Origin of the sequence: Curtobacterium sp. NPDC089185, from assembly GCF_040685235.1 — a bacterium.
Lineage (GTDB): Bacteria > Actinomycetota > Actinomycetes > Actinomycetales > Microbacteriaceae > Curtobacterium > Curtobacterium citri.
The window spans coordinates 218,002-237,490 of the sequence record NZ_JBFBHK010000006.1 but is presented as its reverse complement, the minus strand read 5'-3'; the positions used below and the strand labels follow the sequence as shown (position 1 = coordinate 237,490).

Below are 19,489 nucleotides of genomic sequence, written 5' to 3'. Positions count from 1 at the left end.
GGGGTTCCGCGCTGTGGGGCCGCGCGGAACGGGAGCAGGCCACCAGCACCCTATCGAGTGCCGGTGGCCTGCTGGTCACTGTCGGTCCGGTGTTCCGTACGGGTTCACGCTGGTCACACCGTGAGCGCGCGGTCGGTGGCCTTGACCGGTGCCGGGAGGATCGTCGAGCCCTCGAGGTACTCGTCGACCTTCGACGCCGCGGCACGGCCCTCGGCGATCGCCCACACGATGAGCGACTGGCCGCGGCCGGCGTCCCCGGCGACGAACACGCCGGGCTCGTTCGTCGAGTAGTCGGCCTGGCGCGCGACGGCGCCGGACACCGTCACCGGCAGGCCGAGCTGCGGCTCCAGCGTCTCGGTCTCCGGGCCGGTGAAGCCCATCGCGACGAGGACGAGGTCCGCCGGGATCTCCCGCTCGGTCCCGGCCTTCGGCACCCGACGACCGTCGAGGTACTCGGTCTCCGCGACCCGCAGCGCGCGGACCTCGCCCGCGGCGTTGCCGAGGAACTCGACGGTGGACGCGAGGAAGTGCCGCTCGCCGCCCTCCTCGTGCGCGCTCGTGACCTCGAACACGGTCGGGAACATCGGCCAGGGCTGCTCGGACGGACGCTCGAGCGGCGGCTGCTTGCCGATCGCCAGGTTGGTCACGCTGAGCGCGCCCTGGCGGTGCGCCGTGCCGATGCAGTCCGCGCCGGTGTCGCCGCCGCCGATGACGACGACGTGCTTGCCCTCGGCGGTCACCTGGTTGTCCACCGTCGTGCCGGCGTTCGCCTTGTTCTGCTGGACGAGGTACTCCATGGCGTAGTGCACGCCCGCGAGGTCGCGCCCCGGGATCGGCAGGTCGCGCGGCACCGTGGCACCGGTCGCGACGACGACCGCGTCGTAGCGGGACTTCAGGTCGTCCCAGGTGATGTCGACCCCGATCTCGACGCCCGCGCGGAAGCGGGTGCCCTCGGCCTGCATCTGGGCGAGGCGCGCGTCGATCTGGCGCTTCTCCATCTTGAAGTCCGGGATGCCGTAGCGGAGCAGGCCGCCGATCCGGTCGTCGCGCTCGTACACCGCGACGGTGTGGCCGGCACGGGTGAGCTGCTGCGCGGCCGCGAGGCCCGCGGGGCCCGAGCCGACGACCGCGACCGTCTTGCCGGTCAGGCGCTCCGGCGGGTGCGGGGTGACCCAGCCGTTCTTGTACGCCTCGTCGATGATCGAGACCTCGACCTGCTTGATGGTGACCGGCGGCTGGTTGATGCCGAGCACGCAGGACGCCTCGCACGGGGCGGGGCAGAGCTTCCCGGTGAACTCCGGGAAGTTGTTCGTCGCGTGCAGGCGCTCGATCGCCTGGCGACCCTCGCCGCGCCACGTCAGGTCGTTCCACTCGGGGATGAGGTTGCCGAGCGGGCACCCCTGGTGGCAGAACGGCACGCCGCAGTCCATGCAGCGACCGGCCTGCCGCTTCAGGGCGCCGGACTCCTGCTGCTCGTAGACCTCCTTCCAGTCCATGAGCCGCAGCGGGACGGGACGGCGGGGCGGGAGTTCGCGCTCCTGCACCTTGAGGAAGCCCTTCGGGTCAGCCATGGTGCGCCTCCTGTTCGAACCGGGTCGTGGTCGTGGTCGTGTGCGTGGTCGTGTGCGCGTGCCGGTCAGCCACCGGTCACCTCCAGGATGCGGTTCCAGACGACCGTGCCGTCCGGGTCGAGGCCCTCGTCGACCGCCTGCCGACGGGTCTCGAGCACGGCCGCGTAGTCGCGCGGGAGCACCTTCACGAAGTCGCCGAGGTCACCCGACGCGAGCAGGTCGGCCGCGAGGGTCGACCCCGTCTCGGCCTCGTGCTGCCGCAGCAGGTCGGTGACGATCTCGACGTCGGCACTGTCGAGCTCCTCGAGCCGGAGCTCGCCGCTCGCCAGGGCCTCCGCGTTGACGTGCTCGCGACGCAGGCCGCGGACGTACGCGGTGCCACCGGACATGCCGGCACCGAGGTTGCGACCGGTCTCCCCGAGGACGAGGGCGAGGCCGCCGGTCATGTACTCGAGCGCGTGGTCGCCCACCCCCTCGACCACCGCGGTGGCCCCGGAGTTGCGCACGAGGAAGCGCTCGCCCACGATGCCGCGGATGAACATGCTGCCCTGGGTCGCGCCGTAGCCGATGACGTTGCCGGCGATGACGTTCTCCGACGCGTCGAAGGCCGACTCGGAGTCCGGCCGGACGACGATCGAACCACCGGACAGGCCCTTGCCGACGTAGTCGTTGCTGTCGCCGACCAGCCGGAGCGTGATCCCGGCGGGCAGGAACGCGCCGAGCGACTGCCCGGCCGACCCGCGCAGCGTGATGTCGATCGACCCGGCCGGCAGGCCGTGCTCGCCGTGCCGGAGCGTGACCTCGTGCCCGAGCATGGTGCCGACGGCGCGCTCGGTGTTGCGGATCGGCAGGTCGAGCGCGACGGTGCCGCCGTGCTCGAGGACGTCGGCGGTCCGCTGGACGAGCTGGACGTCGAAGTGCTCGTCGAGCTCGTGGTCCTGCTCACGCAGGTGCCGGCGGGGCTCGTCGCGGTCGAACCGCGGGCCGTGCAGCACCGGCGCGAGGTCGAGCCCGGACGCCTTCCAGTGCTCGACAGCACGGTCGGTGTCGAGCGCGTCGACCTGGCCGATCGCCTCGTCGAGCGAGCGGAATCCGAGCTCGGCGAGGAGCTCACGGACCTCCTGCGCGATGAACTCGAAGAAGTTCACGACGAACTCGGGCTTGCCCGTGAAGCGCTTGCGGAGCTCCGGGTTCTGCGTCGCGACGCCCACCGGGCACGTGTCGAGGTGGCAGACGCGCATGAGGATGCAGCCCTCGACGACGAGCGGTGCCGTCGCGAAGCCGTACTCCTCGGCACCGAGCAGCGCCGCCACGACGACGTCGCGGCCGGTCTTCATCTGCCCGTCGACCTGCACGACCACACGGTCGCGCATGCCGTTGAGCATGAGGGTCTGCTGCGTCTCCGCCAGCCCGATCTCCCACGGCGTGCCCGCGTGCTTGAGCGAGTTGAGCGGCGACGCCCCGGTCCCCCCGTCGTGGCCCGACACGAGGACGACGTCGGCCAGCGCCTTCGTCACGCCCGCGGCGACCGCGCCGATGCCGGACTGGCTGACGAGCTTCACGTGGACGCGAGCGGACGGGTTCGCCCGCTTCACGTCGAAGATCAGCTGCTTGAGGTCCTCGATCGAGTAGATGTCGTGGTGCGGCGGCGGCGAGATGAGCCCGACGCCCGCGGTCGCGTGCCGGGTGCGCGCCACCCACGGGTACACCTTGGTCGGGGGCAGCTGCCCGCCCTCGCCCGGCTTCGCGCCCTGCGCCATCTTGAGCTGGACGTCGGTCGCGTGGGTCAGGTACATGCTCGTCACGCCGAAGCGGCCGGACGCGACCTGCTTGATCGCGCTCCGCCGCTCGGGGTCGAGCAGGCGCTCGACGTCCTCGCCGCCCTCGCCGGTGTTCGACCGCCCGCCGAGGCGGTTCATCGCGATGGCGAGGGTCTCGTGGGCCTCCTGCGAGATCGAGCCGTACGACATCGCACCGGTGTTGAACCGCTTCACGATCGACTCGATCGGCTCGACCTCGTCGAGGGCGATCGGCTCCCGCTGGCCGGTACGGAACCGGAACAGCCCGCGGAGCGTCATGAGGTCCTCGGACTGGTCGTCGACGGCCTGCGAGTACTCGCGGAAGATGTCGTACCGCCGCGCACGGGTGGCGTGCTGCAGCCGGAACACCGTGTCGGGGTTGAACAGGTGCGGCGGTCCCTCGCGACGCCACTGGTACTCGCCGCCCGTCTGCAGGCGCTCGTGCGAGAGCACCGCGCCGTCCTGCGGGTACGCCTGGGCGTGCCGCTCGGCGTTCTCCTTCGCGATGACGTCGATGCCGACGCCGCCGAGGATCGACGAGGTGCCCGTGAAGTACTTGTCGACGAGCTCCTGGCTGAGGCCCACGGCCTCGAACGCCTGGGCGCCCGCGTAGCTGGACACCGTCGAGATGCCCATCTTCGACATGATCTTCAGGACGCCCTTGCCGAGCGCCTTGATGACGTTCTTCACCGCCTGTTCGGGCGTGATCCCGGTGATCATCCCGGACCGCACGAGGTTCTCGCAGGTCTCCATCGCCAGGTACGGGTTGATCGCCGAGGCGCCGTAGCCGATGAGGGTCGCGACGTGGTGGACCTCCCGCACGTCGCCGGCCTCGACGATGAGCCCGACCTTCATGCGCTGCTCGGTGCGGATGAGGTGGTGGTGCACGGCGGCGAGCAGCAGCAGGCTCGGGACCGGCGCCTGCTCGGCGTTGCCGTCACGGTCGGACAGCACGATGAACTGCTTGCCCGACTCGATCGCCTGGTCGACCTCGTCGCAGACCGCCGCGATGCGCTTCTGCATCGCCTTCTTGCCCGCGTCGACCCGGTACAGGCCCTTGATCGTGACCGTCAGGTGCCGACCGGACGTGGTCTCGAAGTGCTGGATCTTCGCGAGCTCGTCGTTGTCGATGACCGGGAAGTCGAGCACGATCTGCTTCGCGTGCTCGGGACCGGCGCTCAGGAGGTTCCGCTCCGGGCCGAGCCCCATGCCCATCGAGGTGACGACCTGCTCGCGGATCGAGTCGAGCGGCGGGTTCGTGACCTGCGCGAACTGCTGCGTGAAGTAGTCGAACAGCAGCCGCGGGCGCTCGGAGAGCACGGCGATCGGGGTGTCGGACCCCATCGCACCGAGCGGCTCCGCACCGGTCTGGGCCATCGGACGCAGCAGGATGCGGACCTCCTCCTCGGTGTAGCCGAAGGCGCGCTGACGACGGGTGACCGACGCCGGGGTGTGCACGATGTGCTCGCGGTCCGGCAGGTCGGCGAGGTTGATGCGGCCCTCGTCGAGCCACTGCGCCCACGGGCCCGACGCGGCCAGCTCGCGCTTGACCTCGTCGTCCTCGATGATCCGGCCGGCCTCGGTGTCGACGACGAACATCCGGCCCGGGCGCAGGCGGCCCTTCCGGACGACCTTCGCCGGCGGCACGTCGATGACGCCGGTCTCGGACCCCATCACGACGAGCCCGTCGTCGGTCACGAGGAAGCGACCCGGACGCAGGCCGTTGCGGTCGAGCGTCGCGCCGACGATCGCACCGTCGGTGAACGTGATCGCCGCCGGCCCGTCCCACGGCTCCATGAGCATCGAGTGGTACTCGTAGAACGCCCGCAGGTCGGCGTCCATCCCCACCTGGTTCTCCCAGGCCTCCGGCACCATCATCGACACCGCGTGCGGCAGGCTGCGCCCGGTGAGCGTGAGCAGCTCGAGGGTCTCGTCGAAGGACGCCGAGTCGCTCGCGCCGGGGCTGACGATCGGCAGCAGCGGGGCGAGGTCGCCGAGCAGCTCGCTCTCGAGCTGCGACTGCCGGGCGCGCATCCAGTTCCGGTTGCCGCGCACGGTGTTGATCTCGCCGTTGTGGGCGAGGGTGCGGAACGGCTGTGCGAGCGGCCACGACGGGAACGTGTTCGTCGAGTACCGCGAGTGCACGATCGCGAGCTTCGACGCGAACCGCTCGTCGCTGAGGTCCGGGTAGAACGGCTCGAGCTGCAGCGTCGTGACCATGCCCTTGTAGACCGTGGTCCGGCTCGACAGCGACATGAAGTAGACCTCGACGTCGTGCTCGGCGCGCTTGCGCAGCCGGAACGCCTGCCGGTCGAGGGCGATGCCACTCCAGGCCGCGCCGTGCACGTCGTGGCGGGTGGAGGCGACGAAGAGCTGCTCGAAGGCGGGCATCGCCGCGCGGGCGAGCGTGCCGAGGACCTCCGGACGGACCGGCACGTCGCGCCACCCGAGGACCTTCAGGCCCTCCTCGCGCGCGATGCGCTCGACTGCGCCCTTGACCGCGTGCCGCTCGTCGTCGTCCAGCGGCAGGTAGGCCGTCCCGACGGCGTACTCCCCCGCGGCGGGCAGCGCGAAGTCGACCTCGTCGCGCAGGAACGCGTCCGGCACCTGGCAGAGGATGCCGGCGCCGTCACCCGTGCCCGCGTCGGAGCCGACCGCGCCGCGGTGCTCGAGGTTGCGCAGCGCGCCGAGCGCGGCGTCGACGATGTCGTGCCCGGCGGTGCCGCGGAGCGTCGCGACCATCGCGAGGCCGCACGCGTCCTTCTCGTTCGCGGGGTCGTAGGCACCCACGGCGTCGGGCACGGCCGAGAAGCGACGGTGCGCCGGCGGCAGGGGCCGCGACGAGCGGGGGGCAGGGACTGGCTGGAGCGCCATGGGGAACCGTCCTCACGAGGAAGTGGAACAGGGACGTCGGTGGCCCGGTGGTGCGTTCCGCCCGAACGGGCGGGACTGGTGCCCGTGCGCGTCGCCGATGCGGGTCCGCCGGCGTCGCGCGAGGTGGTGGGTCGCTCGTGGCGGCCCGACCGCGGTGCGGGTGCCCGTGCACGGTGGGTGCCGTGCGCGGTGTGTTGCGGTGTGCTGTGACCCGGTGCGGGTCGGTCCGGCGCCGGGGCCGGACCGGTGCGCACCCGTGGTCGGCGTGCTACCGAGCGCTGCCCGTCGCGGGCACCGGATCGGCCTCGGCGGCGGCCGCGGGAGCGTCGTCGTCGTGTTCCGACCAGGTGTCGTCCGAGTCTACATCGGTGCTCCGACGCGGCTCGCGACCGGGCACGTACGGGCTCGGCTCGGCGCCGGTGTGCCGTCGCGTCTGCACGAGGAAGATCACGATGCCGAGCAGGATCGCCGCGAAGGACATCCAGACGTTCGTGCGGACGCCGAAGAACGTCTCGCTCGTGTCGACGCGGATCGACTCGAGGACCGAGCGGCCGGTGCCGTACCAGATCAGGTAGAGGGCCATGACCTTGCCCCACTGGAGCCGGAAGCGCTTGTCGAGCAGCAGGATCACGACCACGCCGACGACGTTCCAGATGATCTCGTAGAGGAACGTCGGGTGGAACAGGGTGCCGTCGGGCAGGCCCTTCGGGAACGCCGGGTTCGTGGACTCGATCTGCAGGCCCCACGGCAGGCTCGTCGGCATGCCGAAGAGCTCGTGGTTGAAGTAGTTGCCGAGCCGTCCGAACGCCTGGGCGAGCAGGACGCCCGGCGCGATCGCGTCGATGAGCGTCGAGAAGCGCAGCCCCACCTGGCGGCAGCCGATCCAGGCGCCGAGGGAGCCGAGGATCAGGGCGCCGAAGATCGCGAGGCCGCCCTCCCAGATGTAGAGGAACGACCACGGGTCGCGCCCGGGACCGAAGTAGTCGCTGACGTGCGTGAACACGTGGAACAGGCGGCCACCGATGATGCCGGCCGGCACCGCCCAGATGGCGATGTCGATGATGATCCAGCGTTCGACGCCCCGGGCGTTCAGGCGACGGTTCGCCAGCACGACCGCCGCGACGATGCCGAGCAGGATGCAGATGGCGTAGGCGTGGATGCGGAAGTCGAGCGGCAGCGACCACCCGAAGACGTCGCGCAGCCAGGCGGTCAGGTCGAAGTACTGCCACGCGGTGCTCGGGCTCGGGATGCTCAGGAGGGGCATGGAGGTGCTGTCGCCTTTCGGTGCTGGACGGCCGCGGTGCCGCTGGAGGGTCGGCCCCGCTCACTGTAGCGCGGGAACCGCGCCCGCCAGGAACGCGGACGCCCGTCCTGTGGGAACTGTGGCGTGGATGCGACGGGAGGCGCGGTGCGGGTGACCGACCCCGGTCACCTGCACCGCGCCTCCCGTCCGCGCGCTGGCTGTGTCAGCGGCGCCGAGCGCCGGTGGTCAGGTCGGCCGCGCGGTCCGCGACCCCCTGGACGCCGAGGTCGGCGAGGGCACGGACGAAGGCGGAGCCGACGATCGCGCCGTCGGCGTACTCGAGCACCTCGGCCACCTGATCGGCCGTCGAGATCCCGAGGCCGACGCAGGTGCGCTCCACGCCGGCGTCGCGCAGACGCGACACCACCGTGCGGGCCGCGGTGTCGACGCCGACGCGCGCGCCGGTGACGCCCATCGTCGACACCGCGTAGACGAACCCGCGGCTCGACCGGACGGCCTGCTGCATCCGCGTGTCCGTCGAGGACGGCGCCGCGAGGAACACCCGGTCGAGACCGGTCCGCTCGGAGGCGTCGATCCAGGCACGCCCCTCGTCGGGGATGAGATCCGGGGTGATGAGGCCGGAGGCGCCGGCCGACACGAGGTCGTCGGCGAACCGGTCGACGCCGTAGCGGAGCACCGGGTTCCAGTACGTCATCACGAGGACCGGCACGTCGACCCGGTCGGTGATCCGGTCGACGGCGTCGAAGACCTGCGCGACCCGGAAGCCGTTCGCCAGGCTCTCCTCCGCAGCGCGCTGGATGACCGGACCGTCCATGACCGGGTCCGAGTAGGGCAGGCCGAGCTCGATGACGTCGACGCCGTTCTCGGCGAGGGCGACGGCCGCGTCGACGCTCGTCTGCAGGTCCGGGAAGCCGGCGGGCAGGTAGCCGACGACGGCGCCGGCGCGCTCGGCGTTGGCGGTGTCGATGGTCGCGGCGACCGATCGGGTCGATCCGGGGTTCGTCACAGCTGCACCGCGCTCTCGTCGAGGATCCCGAAGTAGCGGCTGGCGGACGCCACGTCCTTGTCGCCGCGTCCGGACAGGGACACGAGCACGACGCCGTCGGGTCCGAGCTCCTTGCCGAGCTTGATCGCGCCCGCGAGGGCGTGCGCCGACTCGATGGCGGGCAGGATGCCCTCGGTCCGACCGAGCAGACGGAAGGCCTCCATCGCCTCGGCGTCGGTGATCGGCTCGTACTGCGCACGGCCGATCGACGCCAGGTAGGCGTGCTCCGGGCCGACGCTCGGGTAGTCGAGCCCGGCGGAGATGCTGTGGCTCTCGATCGTCTGGCCGTCCTCGTCCTGCATGAGGTACGACATGGTGCCCTGCAGGACACCGGTGCGGCCGAGCGAGATGCTCGCCGCGTGACGACCGGTCTCGAGACCGTCGCCGCCCGCCTCGTAGCCGTGCAGGCGGACGGACTCGTCGTCGAGGAACGCCTCGAAGATGCCCATCGCGTTCGACCCGCCGCCGACGCACGCGGCGACCGCGTCGGGCAGCCGACCGATGCGGTCGAGGACCTGCTGGCGCGCCTCTTCCCCGATCACCTTGTGGAACTCGCGCACCATCTCCGGGAACGGGTGCGGGCCCGCGACGGTCCCGAGCAGGTAGTGCGTCGAGTCGACGTTCGCCACCCAGTCGCGGAGCGCGTCGTTGATGGCGTCCTTGAGCGTGCGCGACCCGGTCTCGACCGGGATCACCTCGGCGCCCAGCAGCCGCATGCGCGCCACGTTCAGCGCCTGGCGCTCGGTGTCGACGGCGCCCATGTAGACGACGCAGTCCATGCCGAACAGCGCGGCGGCGGTGGCGGTGGCGACGCCGTGCTGACCGGCGCCGGTCTCCGCGATGAGGCGAGTCTTGCCGAGGCGCTTGGCGACCAGGGCCTGCCCGAGCACGTTGTTGATCTTGTGCGAGCCGGTGTGGTTCAGGTCCTCGCGCTTGAGGATGATGCGCGCACCACCCGCGTGCTTCGCGAAGCGCGGCGCCTCGGTGATGATCGACGGCCGGCCGGTGTAGTCGCGCTGGAGCTCGTCGAGCTCCTGGCGGAACGCCGGATCGGCCCAGGCCTCGCGGAAGGCGGTCTCGAGTTCGTCGAGCGCGAGCACGAGCGACTCGGGGACGAATCGTCCGCCGAAGTCGCCGAAGTACGGGCCCTGCAGGTCACGGAGTGAGGTCACGGTGGGTCTCCCGGGATGTGCGGCCGTGCCCGGTGCGGGACGGCCGGTGGGGACGGGTCGGTCAGGAGCGCGGGCGGCCGAGGCCGTCCGCTGCGGCGATGAACGACGCGAGGGTGGCGGCAGGGTCGGCGCCCGTGACGAGCGCCTCCCCGACCAGGACGACGTCGGCACCCGCTGCGCGGTAGTGGGCGACGTCGGCGGGACCGGCCACGGCCGACTCGGCGACGCGCACGACCCCGTCGGGGATGCGGTCGGCGAGCGAGCCGAACAGGTCCCGGTCCAGCGAGAAGTCGGTGAGGTCGCGGGCGTTCACGCCGAGGATGCGGGCTCCGGCGTCGAGGCCGCGCGCGACCTCGTCACCCGAGTGCGCCTCCACGAGGACGCGCATGCCGAGCTGCTCGGCGAGCTCGTGCAGCTCGACGAGCTGCCGCTGCTCGAGCGCGGCCACGATGAGGAGCACGAGGTCCGCACCGGCAGCGCGGGCCTCGAGCACCTGGTACGGGTCCGCGATGAAGTCCTTGCGGAGCACCGGCAAGGCGACGCGCGCCTTGACGGCCTCGAGGTCGGCGAGGCTCCCGAGGAACTTCCGTCCCTCGGTGAGCACGCTGATCGTCGAGGCTCCGCCACGCTCGTAGTCGGCGGCCAGGGACGCGGGGTCCTCGATCGCGGCCATCGACCCGCGCGACGGGCTCGCGCGCTTGACCTCGGCCAGGACCTTCACCCGGTCACCGGGGGCCAGGAACTCCAGGGCGTCGAGCGGCGAGGCCACCCGGTCGAGGTCGCGTTCGACGTCGGAGACCGGGCGGTCGAGGCGACGCGTGGCGGCGTCCTCGAGCGCGCCCGCGACGAGGGTCTCGAGCACGTTCGGCACGACTACTCCGCGTGGTGCTTGGCGACGTACTTCGGGCCGTCGACCCCGTAGCCGGCGCGCTTCATGACCGCGCCCACGACGAGCCCGATCACCACGACGGCGGCCGAGGCCCAGACGCCCCACGCCATGTCGAACCAGAAGAACAGCGTCCCGGCCGCGAACCCGATCAGCATGATCACGACGGCGGTCCAGGCGGCGGGCGAGTGGCCTTCGCCGAGTTCTGCGGGCTCAGTGTTGCTCACGGTGCTCCTCGTTCTGCTCCGGCACCGTCGTCCGATCGGCGCCGGTCCGATCCTACCGTGTCGGCCGTGGGCGACTCCCCCAGCGCGCCGTCCGGACCGCCGGTGCCCCCGCGCGGCCGGGCAGCGCCCGGCCCGGTGTCGACGGTGCCCGGCGCGGTCGGGTCGGCACCGGCGCTCAGGTCGTCCCAGTCGGTGATCGCGTCGCGGTGCTGCGGCGCGGCGGCCCGTGCGTCCGCCGCCGCTCCCGCCGTCGCGGCAGCGTACTTGCGCGTCGGGCCCGGCCACGACCGCTGCACGACGAACACGAGCACTCCGAGGAGCACGGCGAGCACCCCGCCCGCGATGCCGACCGCCGGCCAGACCGTCACGTCGACGCGCTCGACCACCTGGCGCACCGCCGCGGTGTCGCTGACGCCGGCGACCTCGCCGACGGCGCCCTTCGACGCGCCCACCGGGTCGGTCAGTGCTCCCACACCGGTCGCGACGACCGCGATGCCGAGCAGCACCTCGACCGCGGCGAGCACGACGCGGAGCACCCGTCCGGCGATCGTCAGCGCCAGGAAGAGCGCCAGGCTCGCGATGGCGAGGGCCGTGTACTGCGGCACCACCGCGGCACCGTCGGCGACGACGCGCGGCACGACCGCCGTCCCCGCGTGCAGGTGCACGGTGAACCAGGTCTGCGTCCACGCGAGCATGACGATGCCCGCGACCGCCAGACCGGCGACGACGACGAGCGGACGGGACCGCGAGCGCTTCACGACCGGACCTCGCGCATGCGGTTGGCGGTGGCGACGGCCCGCAGCGGGGCGGCCGCCTTGTTGACGGCCTCGACGTGCTCGGTGTGCGGGTCCGAGTCGGCGACGAGACCGGCCCCGGCCTGCACCCGTGCGACGCCGTCCTTGATCAGGGCGGTGCGGATCGCGATGGCGAGGTCGGCGTCGCCGGCGAAGTCGAAGTACCCGACCACACCCGCGTACGCGCCGCGCTTCGCCGGCTCGAGCTCGTCGATGATCTCGAGCGCGCGCGGCTTCGGCGCCCCGGACAGCGTGCCCGCCGGGAACGTCGCCCGGAACACGTCGATCGCCGATGCGCCGGGACGGACCGAGCCCTCGACGCTCGACACCAGGTGCATGATGTGGCTGAACCGCTCGACGGTCATGAACTCGGTGACCGCGACGGTCCCGGGACGGCAGACCTTCTGCAGGTCGTTGCGCGCGAGGTCGACGAGCATGAGGTGCTCCGCGCGCTCCTTCGGGTCGGCGAGCAGCTCCTCGCCCAGGCGGACGTCCTCGACCGGGGTGCCGCCACGGGGCCGCGACCCGGCGATCGGGTGCGTGATCGCCCGACCGTCCTGCACCTTCACGAGCGCCTCGGGCGACGCGCCGACGATCCAGAACCGCTCGTCGTCGGTGTCCGCGAGCGCGAGGAAGTACATGTACGGGCTCGGGTTCAGGGTCCGCAGCACCCGGTAGACGTCGAGCGGGTCGGCCGTGACGTCGTGGTCGAACCGCTGCGAGATGACGACCTGGAAGACGTCACCGTCGCGGATGAAGTCCTTCGACCGGGTGACCGCCGCCATGTAGTCGTCGGGCGTGGTCCGGTGCCGGGGCGTCGGCTCGGCGATCTCGAACGCCTCGGCGACGGTCGCGGCGCTCGGCTGCACGAGGTCGGCCTGCATGCGGTCGAGCCGCGCCTGGGAGTCGTGCCACATCGTGTCGGACTCGTCCGTGCCGTCGTTGAGCACGCTCGCGACGAGCAGGACGAGGCCCGTGCGGTGGTCGAGCGCGGCGAGTTCGGAGACGAAGGCGAGCGCCTGGCCCGGCACGTCGAAGTCCGCGGGCGGCACGCTCGGCAGGTGCTCGAGCTGGCGCACGGCCTCCCACCCGATGAAGCCGACGGTCCCGCCGACGAGCGGCGGCGTCCCCGGCACGCGGGGGGTCGCCCAGCGCTCGTGCAGACGGGCGAGCACCTCGAGCGGGGCGCCGTCGAGCGAGTCGACGGCGCGGGACGCCGGGATCCCGGTGTCGATCCAGGCGGCGCGGTCGCCCTCCTGCGTCAGCACGCCGAAGCTCCGGACGCCGACGAACGACCACCGCGACCACAGGCCGCCCTGACCGGCGGACTCGAGCAGGAACGACCCCGGACGACCGTCCGCGAGCTTGCGGTAGACGCCGACCGGCGTCTCGCTGTCCGCGTAGAGGGCGCGGACGACGGGGACGACCCGGTGGTCGGCCAGCAGGCCGTCGAACTCCGGACGGGAGGTCGTGCGCGGCTCCTCGGAACGGGTCGCGGTGCTCATCGGGTCCCCTCCACCACTGCGGTCGCGTCCGCGGTGGCGGTCGCGTCCGGCGCCGCGCCGGGTGCGGACGCGGTGACGGGGTCGAGCGGGTCCACGTCGAAGCAGCGGTGTGCCCCGGTGTGGCACGCGGCGCCGACCTGGTGCACGGTGACGAGCAGGGTGTCGTCGTCGCAGTCGAGCGCCGCCCCGCGGACGTACTGGGCGTGCCCGGAGGTGTCACCCTTGCGCCAGTACTCCTGCCGGGAGCGCGACCAGAAGGTCACCCGTCCCTCGGTGAGGGTGCGGCGGAGGGCTTCCCGGTCCATCCAGCCGAGCATGAGGACGTCCTTCGTGGACTCCTCCTGCACGATGGCGGGGAGCAAGCCGTCCGCACCGAACCGCGCGCGGTCGAGGACCGCGTCCGTGCTGGTGCTGGTGCTGTCGGTCATGAGGCTCCTAGCCTACGGCGGACGGTCAGCGGACCGGGTGCCCGGCCGCGCGCAGCGCGTCCTTGACGTCCCCGATGGTCATCTCGCCCCGGTGGAAGACGCTCGCGGCGAGGACCGCGTCCGCACCCGACTCGACGGCCGGGGCGAAGTGCTCGACGCGCCCCGCGCCTCCCGACCCGATGACCGGGACCGGGGACACGGCGCGCACCGCGGCGATGAGCTCGAGGTCGAACCCCTCCTTCGTGCCGTCCGCGTCGATCGAGTTGACGAGCAGCTCGCCGGCGCCGCGCTCGACGCCCTCGCGCGCCCAGGCGATCGCGTCCAGGTCGGACTCCGTGCGCCCGCCGTGCGTGGTGACGACGAAGCCCGAGGGCATCCGGTCGCTGCGCTTGACGTCGAGCGACAGGACGACCGCCTGCGCCCCGAAGCGGTCCGCGATCTCGCCGACCAGGGCCGGGCGCGCGATCGCGGCGCTGTTCACACCGATCTTGTCCGCACCGCACTGCTGCAGGCGCGAGACGTCGTCGACGCTCCGGACGCCGCCGCCGACGGTGAGCGGGATGAAGACCTGCTCGGCCGTGCGCGTGACGGTGTCGTACATGGTGGCGCGGTTCTCGACCGTGGCACCGACGTCGAGGAAGGTCAGTTCGTCCGCACCCTGCTCGTAGTACCGGGCGGCCAGCTCGACCGGGTCGCCGGCGTCCTGCAGGTCGAGGAAGTTGACGCCCTTCACGACCCGGCCACCCGACACGTCGAGGCACGGGACGACCCGGACGGACACGCCGCCGGCGATCCCGGCGGCTCCCGTCGTCGGGGTGCTCACAGGCGTGCTGCGTGGATCGGGCTGACCAGGATCGCGCGGGCGCCCAGGTCGTACAGCGCGTCCATGATGAGGTTGGCGTCCTCGCGCGGGATCATCACGCGGACCGCCGACCAGTCGCGGCCGTGCAGCGGCGAGACCGTCGGCGACTCGATGCCCGACGCCACTGCGGTGGCCTGCTCGAGCAGGTCCGTCGGGATGTCGTAGTCGAGCATCACGTAGCCGCGGGCGACGAGCACGCCCTGCAGCCGGCGACGGAGGACGTCGATGCCGGGGATGGTCTCGTCGGTCGAGACGAGCAGTGCCGTCGACTCGAGGATGACCGGGCCGAAGATCTCGAGGCCCGCCGCGCGGAGGGTGCTGCCCGTCGAGACGACGTCGGCGACCGCGTCGGCCACGCCGAGCCGGACCGCGCTCTCCACGGCGCCGTCGAGCTTGACGAGCTCCGCGGTGACCCCGTGCCGGGCGAGGAACTCCCCCACCAGACCCGGGTAGCTCGTCGCCACGCGCACGCCGTCGAGGTCCTGCAGCTCGGTGAACCGGCCGGGCGTGCCGGCGAAGCGGAACGTCGAGTCGGCGAACCCGAGCGCGTCGACCTCGTGCGCCGCGGACCCGGAGTCGAGCAGCAGGTCGCGGCCGGTGATGCCGACGTCGAGCGCACCCGACCCGACGTACGTCGCGATGTCGCGCGGCCGGAGGAAGAAGAACTCGACGCCGTTGCGCTCGTCGAGCAGGTGGAGCGCCTTCGGGTCACGGCGACCGGCGTACCCGGCCTCCCGGAGCATCTCGGAGGCGGTCTCGGACAGCGAGCCCTTGTTGGGCACGGCGATGCGGAGCATCAGGGGGTCTGCTTCCTGTTGGAGGTCGGTGACGGCTGCGGGTCGCGACGGCGCCGGAGCGCGCGTGGCGGGTGCCTACAGATGTCGCCAGACGTCCGCCGGGGTGAGCCCCTTGGCGACCATGAGCACCTGGAGGTGGTAGATCAGCTGCGAGATCTCCTCCGAGGTGCGCTCGTCGCCCTCGTACTCGGCCGCCATCCAGACCTCGGCGGCCTCCTCCACGATCTTCTTGCCGATCTGGTGCACGCCGGCGTCCAGTTCGGCGACGGTGCCGGAGCCCTCGGGGCGCGTGCGCGCCTTCTCGGTCAGCTCTGCGAACAGGTCGTCGAACGTCTTCACGGGGACCAGGCTACCGTCCTGCTCGGGTCCGGCGGACGCACCGTCCGGACGGGAGGCACTGCCCGACCCCGCCTCGTCGGCCGGGTCGGTCGTCGGTCGGCCTGCGACGCCGGTCACGCGCGGGCCGCCGCGGCCGCCTCGCGCAGGTCCGCGATGCGCTGCGCCGGCTCCCCGCCGTACACGGCGGAGCCGGCCACGAGCGTGTCGGCGCCGCTCCGCACGGCCTCGGGCACGGTGTCGACCGCGATACCGCCGTCGACCTCGAGCCAGACGTCGAGGCCCGAGGCGTCCACGGCGGCGCGGGCATCGGCGAGCTTGGGCATCACGGACGGCATGAACGACTGGCCGCCGAAGCCCGGCTCCACCGTCATGAGCAGGATCATGTCGTAGGCGTCGAGGTGGTGCAGGACCTGCGTGATCGGCGTGCCGGGCTTCACGGCCACGGCGGCGCGGGCACCGTTCGACCGGATCGCGGCGGCCGTCGCCACCGGGTCGTCGGCGGCCTCGAAGTGGAAGGTGACGCTCGAGGCACCGGTCTCGGCGTACTTCGGCGCCTGCGTGTCGGCGTCCGTGATCATGAGGTGCACGTCGAGCGGCACCGGCGAGACCTCCTGCAGGCGCTGCACGATCGGCAGGCCCAGCGTGAGGTTCGGCACGAAGTGGTTGTCCATCACGTCGACGTGCACCAGGTCGGCGCTCTCGATGCGGTGCAGCTCCCGCTCGAGGTTCGCGAAGTCGGCGGACAGGATGCTCGGCGAGATGCGGATCGTCACCCGGCAACCCTACCGATCCGTCCCCTCGCAGGACGCAACGGACGCGGGTCAGGCGGTCCGGCGGAACAGCGCGACGAACATCGCGTCCGTGCCGATCCGGTGCGGCCACAGCTGCACCGTCCGACCGTCGGCGACCTGCGGGTCCCGCGCCGCGACCGCGCGGACGACGCCGGCGGTGTCGAGCTGCTCGAGCACGTCGCCGTGCCGCGCCATCAGGGCGTCGACCTGGCCGCGGGTCTCGGCGAGGTGCGGCGAGCACGTGACGTACGCGAGCGTGCCGCCCGGCGCGAGTGCCCGGACGGCGGCGTCGAGCAGCTCCGCCTGCAGCGCCGCGAGCTCGGGGACGTCCTCCGGCTGCTTCCGCCAGCGTGCCTCCGGTCGTCGGCGCAGCGCCCCGAGCCCGGTGCAGGGGGCGTCGAGCAGGATGCGGTCGAAGCGCGCGTCGCCGGGCCCGCCGAACCGGCGGCCGTCGCCCTCGACGACGGACACGACGTCGTCGCCCGCCACGGTGGCGAGTGCCTTCCGCACGAGGCCGGCCCGGGCGGGCACGAGTTCGTTGGCGACGAGCGTCGCGCCGGCCTGCGCGGCCTCGGCCGCGAGCAGGGCCGCCTTGCCGCCGGGTCCGGCGCACATGTCGAGCCACCGCTCCCCCGCACGCACGTCGGACGAGCGGGTGAGCGCGAGGGCCGCCAGCTGCGAACCCTCGTCCTGCACGCGGAGTCGACCCGCGGCGACGCCCGGCACGCGTGCGGGGTCGCCGGCCGTCCCGCGGATGCCCACCGGCGAGACCGGCCGGTCGTCCGGCTCGTCGTCGGCGGCCCGGACGGGAGGCTCCTCCCCCGCCGCGTCGTCGGCGCGCGTGTCGTCGGAGTCCGTGTCGTCGGCGTCCGTGTCGCCCGCGGTCGGGTCCGGCGGCCGCACCGCGGTCCGCAGGTCGTCGTCCGTCGCGAGCCCGGGCAGCGCCACGAGCTGCACGCGCGGCGCGACGTTGTCGGCGGCGAGCAGCGCGGCGAGCTCGTCGCGCGAGCGTTCGGCGGCCAGGGCGTCCCGGAGCGCCGCCACGACCCACGCCGGGTGCGACCACCGGGTCGCGAGCAGGGCGTCGCCGCCGCGGCCCGCCGTGACGAGGGGGTCCCACTCGTCGTCGGTCTTCGCGGCGACCTTGCGCAGGACGGCGTTCACGAAGCCGGTGGCCCGGCGGGCGCCGACCTCACGGGTGAGCTCGACGGTCGCCGACACCGCGGCGTGCGTCGGCGTCCGCATGCCGAGGAGCTGGTGCACGCCGAGACGCATGACGTCGAGCACGTCGGACTCGATGTCGTCGACCCGTCGGCCGGACGCGACGCCGACGATCGCGTCGTACCGGCCGAGCATCCGGATCGAGCCGTAGGTGAGCTCGGTCGCGAACGCGGCGTCGCGGGCGGACAGGCCGGCGCGGCGGATGCGGGTCGGCAGGAGCAGGTTCGCGTAGGCGTCGTCCACCTGCACGGCACGGAGGACGTCGAAGGCGACCCGACGCGCGCTCACCGTCCGCGGGCCGCGCTGGCGGTCGTCGGGGCGCCGGACGTGCGTGCCGCTCACGAGAGGACCTTCCCGTCGAGCGGACCGAGCCCGCGGGCCCAGGCCGCGGCGTCCATCGGCTTCTTCCCCGCGGGTTGCACCTCGAGCAGGGCCAGGGGCTCGTCGGCGGTGCCGACGACCAGGCGTCCGTCGACCAGGCCGAGCGCGCCCGGGGCGAGGGGCGGGGCGGAGGAGGGCGTGCCTCCCGACCGACTGCTGCGGAGCAGCTTCACCCGCAGGTCGCCGAGGTGGGCGTACGCGCCGGGCTCGGGGGTGACCCCGCGCAGGTGCGCGTGGACGGCCACCGCGGGTCGGTCGAAGCCGACGTGCCCGTCGGCGATGGTCGTCTTCGGCGCGGTGGTCGGCTCGCCGACCTGGTCCGTGGCGACCGCGGTGCCGTCCGCGAGTGCGTCGACCACGCGCAGGACGGTGCCGGATCCGGTCTCGGCCATCGCGGCGAGGACCTCGCCTGCGGTGGCCTCGGGGTCGATGTCGAACGGGTCGCTGGCGTACACCGGGCCGGCGTCGAGGGCCTCGACGAGCTGGAACACCGTCGCGGCCGTGCGGGTGTCGCCGGCCATCACGGCGCGCTGCACGGGTGCGGCGCCGCGGTACGCGGGCAGGGCGGAGAAGTGCAGGTTGACCCAGCCGAGCCGGGGGGCGTCGAGGGCCGGGCGGCGCAGGAGCGCACCGTAGGCGACGATCACGCCGAGGTCCGCCCGCAGGTCGACCAGCTGCCGGGTCACAACGTCGTCGACGCGGGTGGCCTCGACGACGGGCAGACCGAGTTCCTCGGCTACCTGCGCCACCGGGGTCGGCGTGAGCACGCGCTTCCGGCCCTGCGGGGTCGGCGGACGGGTGAGCACGGCCGCGATCTCGTGGTCCGAGGCCGCGAGACGTCGGAGGGTGGGGACGGCCGCAGCGGGGCTGCCGGCGACGACGAGGCGCATGGGTTCCATCGTCCCACGGTCCGCGCTGTCCGACCGACGCGCCGGTCGTGCGGCTGCGGACGGACCGCGAGGCTCCTGCGTACCGTCTGTGACATGAGTGACGTCACCACCTCCACCAACCGCTACGCCGGGTCGTCGATCCAGAAGGTCGCGCTCGTCGTGGGCATCGTCTTCCTGCTCGTCGGCATCGCCGGGTTCGTCCCGGGCCTGACCACCGGTGAGCTCGGCGGCGCGGGACACGCGTCGATGGGGATGCTGCTCGGCATCTTCCAGGTCTCGGTGCTGCACAACATCGTCCACCTGCTCTTCGGTGTCGTCGGGCTGCTCGCGGCCTCGCGTGCCTCCGGGTCGCGCATGTACCTCGTGCTCGGCGGCGTCGTCTACTTCGTGCTCTGGGTCTACGGCCTGTTCACGGCCGGCACGATGTCCGGCGCGAACTTCGTGCCGCTGAACTGGGCGGACAACTGGCTGCACCTCGTGCTCGCGATCGGCATGGTCGCCCTCGGCGTCGTGTTCCCGCGGGAGCGCCGTCGGCCCGTCGGCGCCTGACCGCCGGTCCCCCTCCGCGACACGCAACGTGGGCGGTTCCCCGCAGCGCAGTACCGCTGCGAGGGACCGCCCACGTTGCGTCCTGCGAGACACG

General features: G+C 72.8%; 17 protein-coding genes. 1 reads left to right on the top strand and 16 read right to left on the bottom strand.

Annotation, left to right across the window (positions count from 1 at the left end; all coding sequences use genetic code 11):
* Positions 1–113: 113 nt before the first annotated feature.
* The 16 genes from AB0N84_RS09040 to AB0N84_RS08965 all read right to left on the bottom strand — a co-directional run bounded on the left by AB0N84_RS09040 (position 114) and on the right by AB0N84_RS08965 (position 18,846).
* Positions 114–1,571, bottom strand: a complete 1,458-nt coding sequence (locus tag AB0N84_RS09040; protein ID WP_069710812.1) for a glutamate synthase subunit beta — start codon at positions 1,569–1,571, stop codon at positions 114–116.
* Positions 1,572–1,636: 65 nt separating this feature from the next.
* Positions 1,637–6,244, bottom strand: coding sequence for a glutamate synthase large subunit (gltB, locus tag AB0N84_RS09035; protein WP_363545392.1), 4,608 nt, complete (start codon positions 6,242–6,244; stop codon positions 1,637–1,639).
* A 268-nt stretch (positions 6,245–6,512) separates the two neighbouring features.
* On the bottom strand, positions 6,513–7,508 hold the full coding sequence (gene lgt / locus AB0N84_RS09030; protein WP_363545389.1) for a prolipoprotein diacylglyceryl transferase: 996 nt from the start codon (positions 7,506–7,508) through the stop codon (positions 6,513–6,515).
* Between the two features lie 202 nt (positions 7,509–7,710).
* Positions 7,711–8,475, bottom strand: a complete 765-nt coding sequence (gene trpA / locus AB0N84_RS09025; protein ID WP_220456253.1) for a tryptophan synthase subunit alpha — start codon at positions 8,473–8,475, stop codon at positions 7,711–7,713.
* Between the two features lie 35 nt (positions 8,476–8,510).
* Positions 8,511–9,725, bottom strand: a complete 1,215-nt coding sequence (gene trpB, locus AB0N84_RS09020; RefSeq protein ID WP_289458821.1) for a tryptophan synthase subunit beta — start codon at positions 9,723–9,725, stop codon at positions 8,511–8,513.
* A 61-nt stretch (positions 9,726–9,786) separates the two neighbouring features.
* On the bottom strand, positions 9,787–10,587 hold the full coding sequence (gene trpC / locus AB0N84_RS09015) for an indole-3-glycerol phosphate synthase TrpC (RefSeq protein ID WP_182047356.1): 801 nt from the start codon (positions 10,585–10,587) through the stop codon (positions 9,787–9,789).
* 11 nt (positions 10,588–10,598) lie between these two features.
* The gene (locus AB0N84_RS09010; protein WP_182047340.1) at positions 10,599–10,838 is read right to left on the bottom strand and encodes a DUF6704 family protein; all 240 of its coding nucleotides are present in this window, start codon (positions 10,836–10,838) and stop codon (positions 10,599–10,601) included.
* Positions 10,835–11,596 (bottom strand): Trp biosynthesis-associated membrane protein, encoded by a 762-nt coding sequence (locus tag AB0N84_RS09005; RefSeq protein WP_363545385.1) that lies wholly within the window; start codon positions 11,594–11,596, stop codon positions 10,835–10,837. Before AB0N84_RS09005 ends, AB0N84_RS09010 begins: the two co-directional genes overlap by 4 nt.
* Positions 11,593–13,137, bottom strand: coding sequence for an anthranilate synthase component I (locus AB0N84_RS09000; protein WP_363545382.1), 1,545 nt, complete (start codon positions 13,135–13,137; stop codon positions 11,593–11,595). Before AB0N84_RS09000 ends, AB0N84_RS09005 begins: the two co-directional genes overlap by 4 nt.
* Complete coding sequence (gene hisI, locus AB0N84_RS08995) at positions 13,134–13,565, bottom strand: phosphoribosyl-AMP cyclohydrolase (protein WP_289458823.1); 432 nt, start codon at positions 13,563–13,565, stop codon at positions 13,134–13,136. Before hisI ends, AB0N84_RS09000 begins: the two co-directional genes overlap by 4 nt.
* 25 nt (positions 13,566–13,590) lie before the next feature.
* A complete protein-coding gene (gene hisF / locus AB0N84_RS08990; RefSeq protein ID WP_259346219.1) occupies positions 13,591–14,388 on the bottom strand; it encodes an imidazole glycerol phosphate synthase subunit HisF in 798 nt (265 codons plus the stop codon).
* Complete coding sequence (gene hisG / locus AB0N84_RS08985) at positions 14,385–15,224, bottom strand: ATP phosphoribosyltransferase (RefSeq protein ID WP_182047336.1); 840 nt, start codon at positions 15,222–15,224, stop codon at positions 14,385–14,387. The genes hisF and hisG overlap by 4 nt, the downstream gene beginning before the upstream one ends.
* 75 nt (positions 15,225–15,299) lie before the next feature.
* Positions 15,300–15,563, bottom strand: coding sequence for a phosphoribosyl-ATP diphosphatase (locus AB0N84_RS08980; RefSeq protein ID WP_058726551.1), 264 nt, complete (start codon positions 15,561–15,563; stop codon positions 15,300–15,302).
* Positions 15,564–15,676: 113 nt separating this feature from the next.
* Positions 15,677–16,336, bottom strand: coding sequence for a ribulose-phosphate 3-epimerase (rpe, locus tag AB0N84_RS08975; protein WP_069710804.1), 660 nt, complete (start codon positions 16,334–16,336; stop codon positions 15,677–15,679).
* A 48-nt stretch (positions 16,337–16,384) separates the two neighbouring features.
* On the bottom strand, positions 16,385–17,917 hold the full coding sequence (locus AB0N84_RS08970) for a transcription antitermination factor NusB (RefSeq protein ID WP_363545375.1): 1,533 nt from the start codon (positions 17,915–17,917) through the stop codon (positions 16,385–16,387).
* Positions 17,914–18,846: a methionyl-tRNA formyltransferase gene (locus tag AB0N84_RS08965; RefSeq protein WP_363545462.1), complete on the bottom strand. Its 933-nt coding sequence runs from the start codon at positions 18,844–18,846 to the stop codon at positions 17,914–17,916. Before AB0N84_RS08965 ends, AB0N84_RS08970 begins: the two co-directional genes overlap by 4 nt.
* Positions 18,847–18,939: 93 nt before the next feature.
* Between AB0N84_RS08965 and AB0N84_RS08960 the strand changes: the two genes are divergently transcribed.
* On the top strand, positions 18,940–19,395 hold the full coding sequence (locus tag AB0N84_RS08960) for a DUF4383 domain-containing protein (protein ID WP_363545372.1): 456 nt from the start codon (positions 18,940–18,942) through the stop codon (positions 19,393–19,395).
* Positions 19,396–19,489: the final 94 nt, after the last annotated feature.

Bases quoted from the DNA above. Each gene is read 5' to 3' on its own strand.
- hisG (WP_182047336.1), bottom strand. From the start codon at position 15,224: ATGCTCCGCATCGCCGTGCCCAACAAGGGCTCGCTGTCCGAGACCGCC.
- AB0N84_RS09000 (WP_363545382.1), bottom strand. From the start codon at position 13,137: ATGAGCACCGCGACCCGTTCCGAGGAGCCGCGCACGACCTCCCGTCCG.
- lgt (WP_363545389.1), bottom strand. From the start codon at position 7,508: ATGCCCCTCCTGAGCATCCCGAGCCCGAGCACCGCGTGGCAGTACTTC.
- AB0N84_RS08960 (WP_363545372.1), top strand. From the start codon at position 18,940: ATGAGTGACGTCACCACCTCCACCAACCGCTACGCCGGGTCGTCGATC.
- AB0N84_RS09040 (WP_069710812.1), bottom strand. From the start codon at position 1,571: ATGGCTGACCCGAAGGGCTTCCTCAAGGTGCAGGAGCGCGAACTCCCG.
- hisI (WP_289458823.1), bottom strand. From the start codon at position 13,565: ATGACCGACAGCACCAGCACCAGCACGGACGCGGTCCTCGACCGCGCG.
- gltB (WP_363545392.1), bottom strand. From the start codon at position 6,244: ATGGCGCTCCAGCCAGTCCCTGCCCCCCGCTCGTCGCGGCCCCTGCCG.
- AB0N84_RS08965 (WP_363545462.1), bottom strand. From the start codon at position 18,846: ATGCGCCTCGTCGTCGCCGGCAGCCCCGCTGCGGCCGTCCCCACCCTC.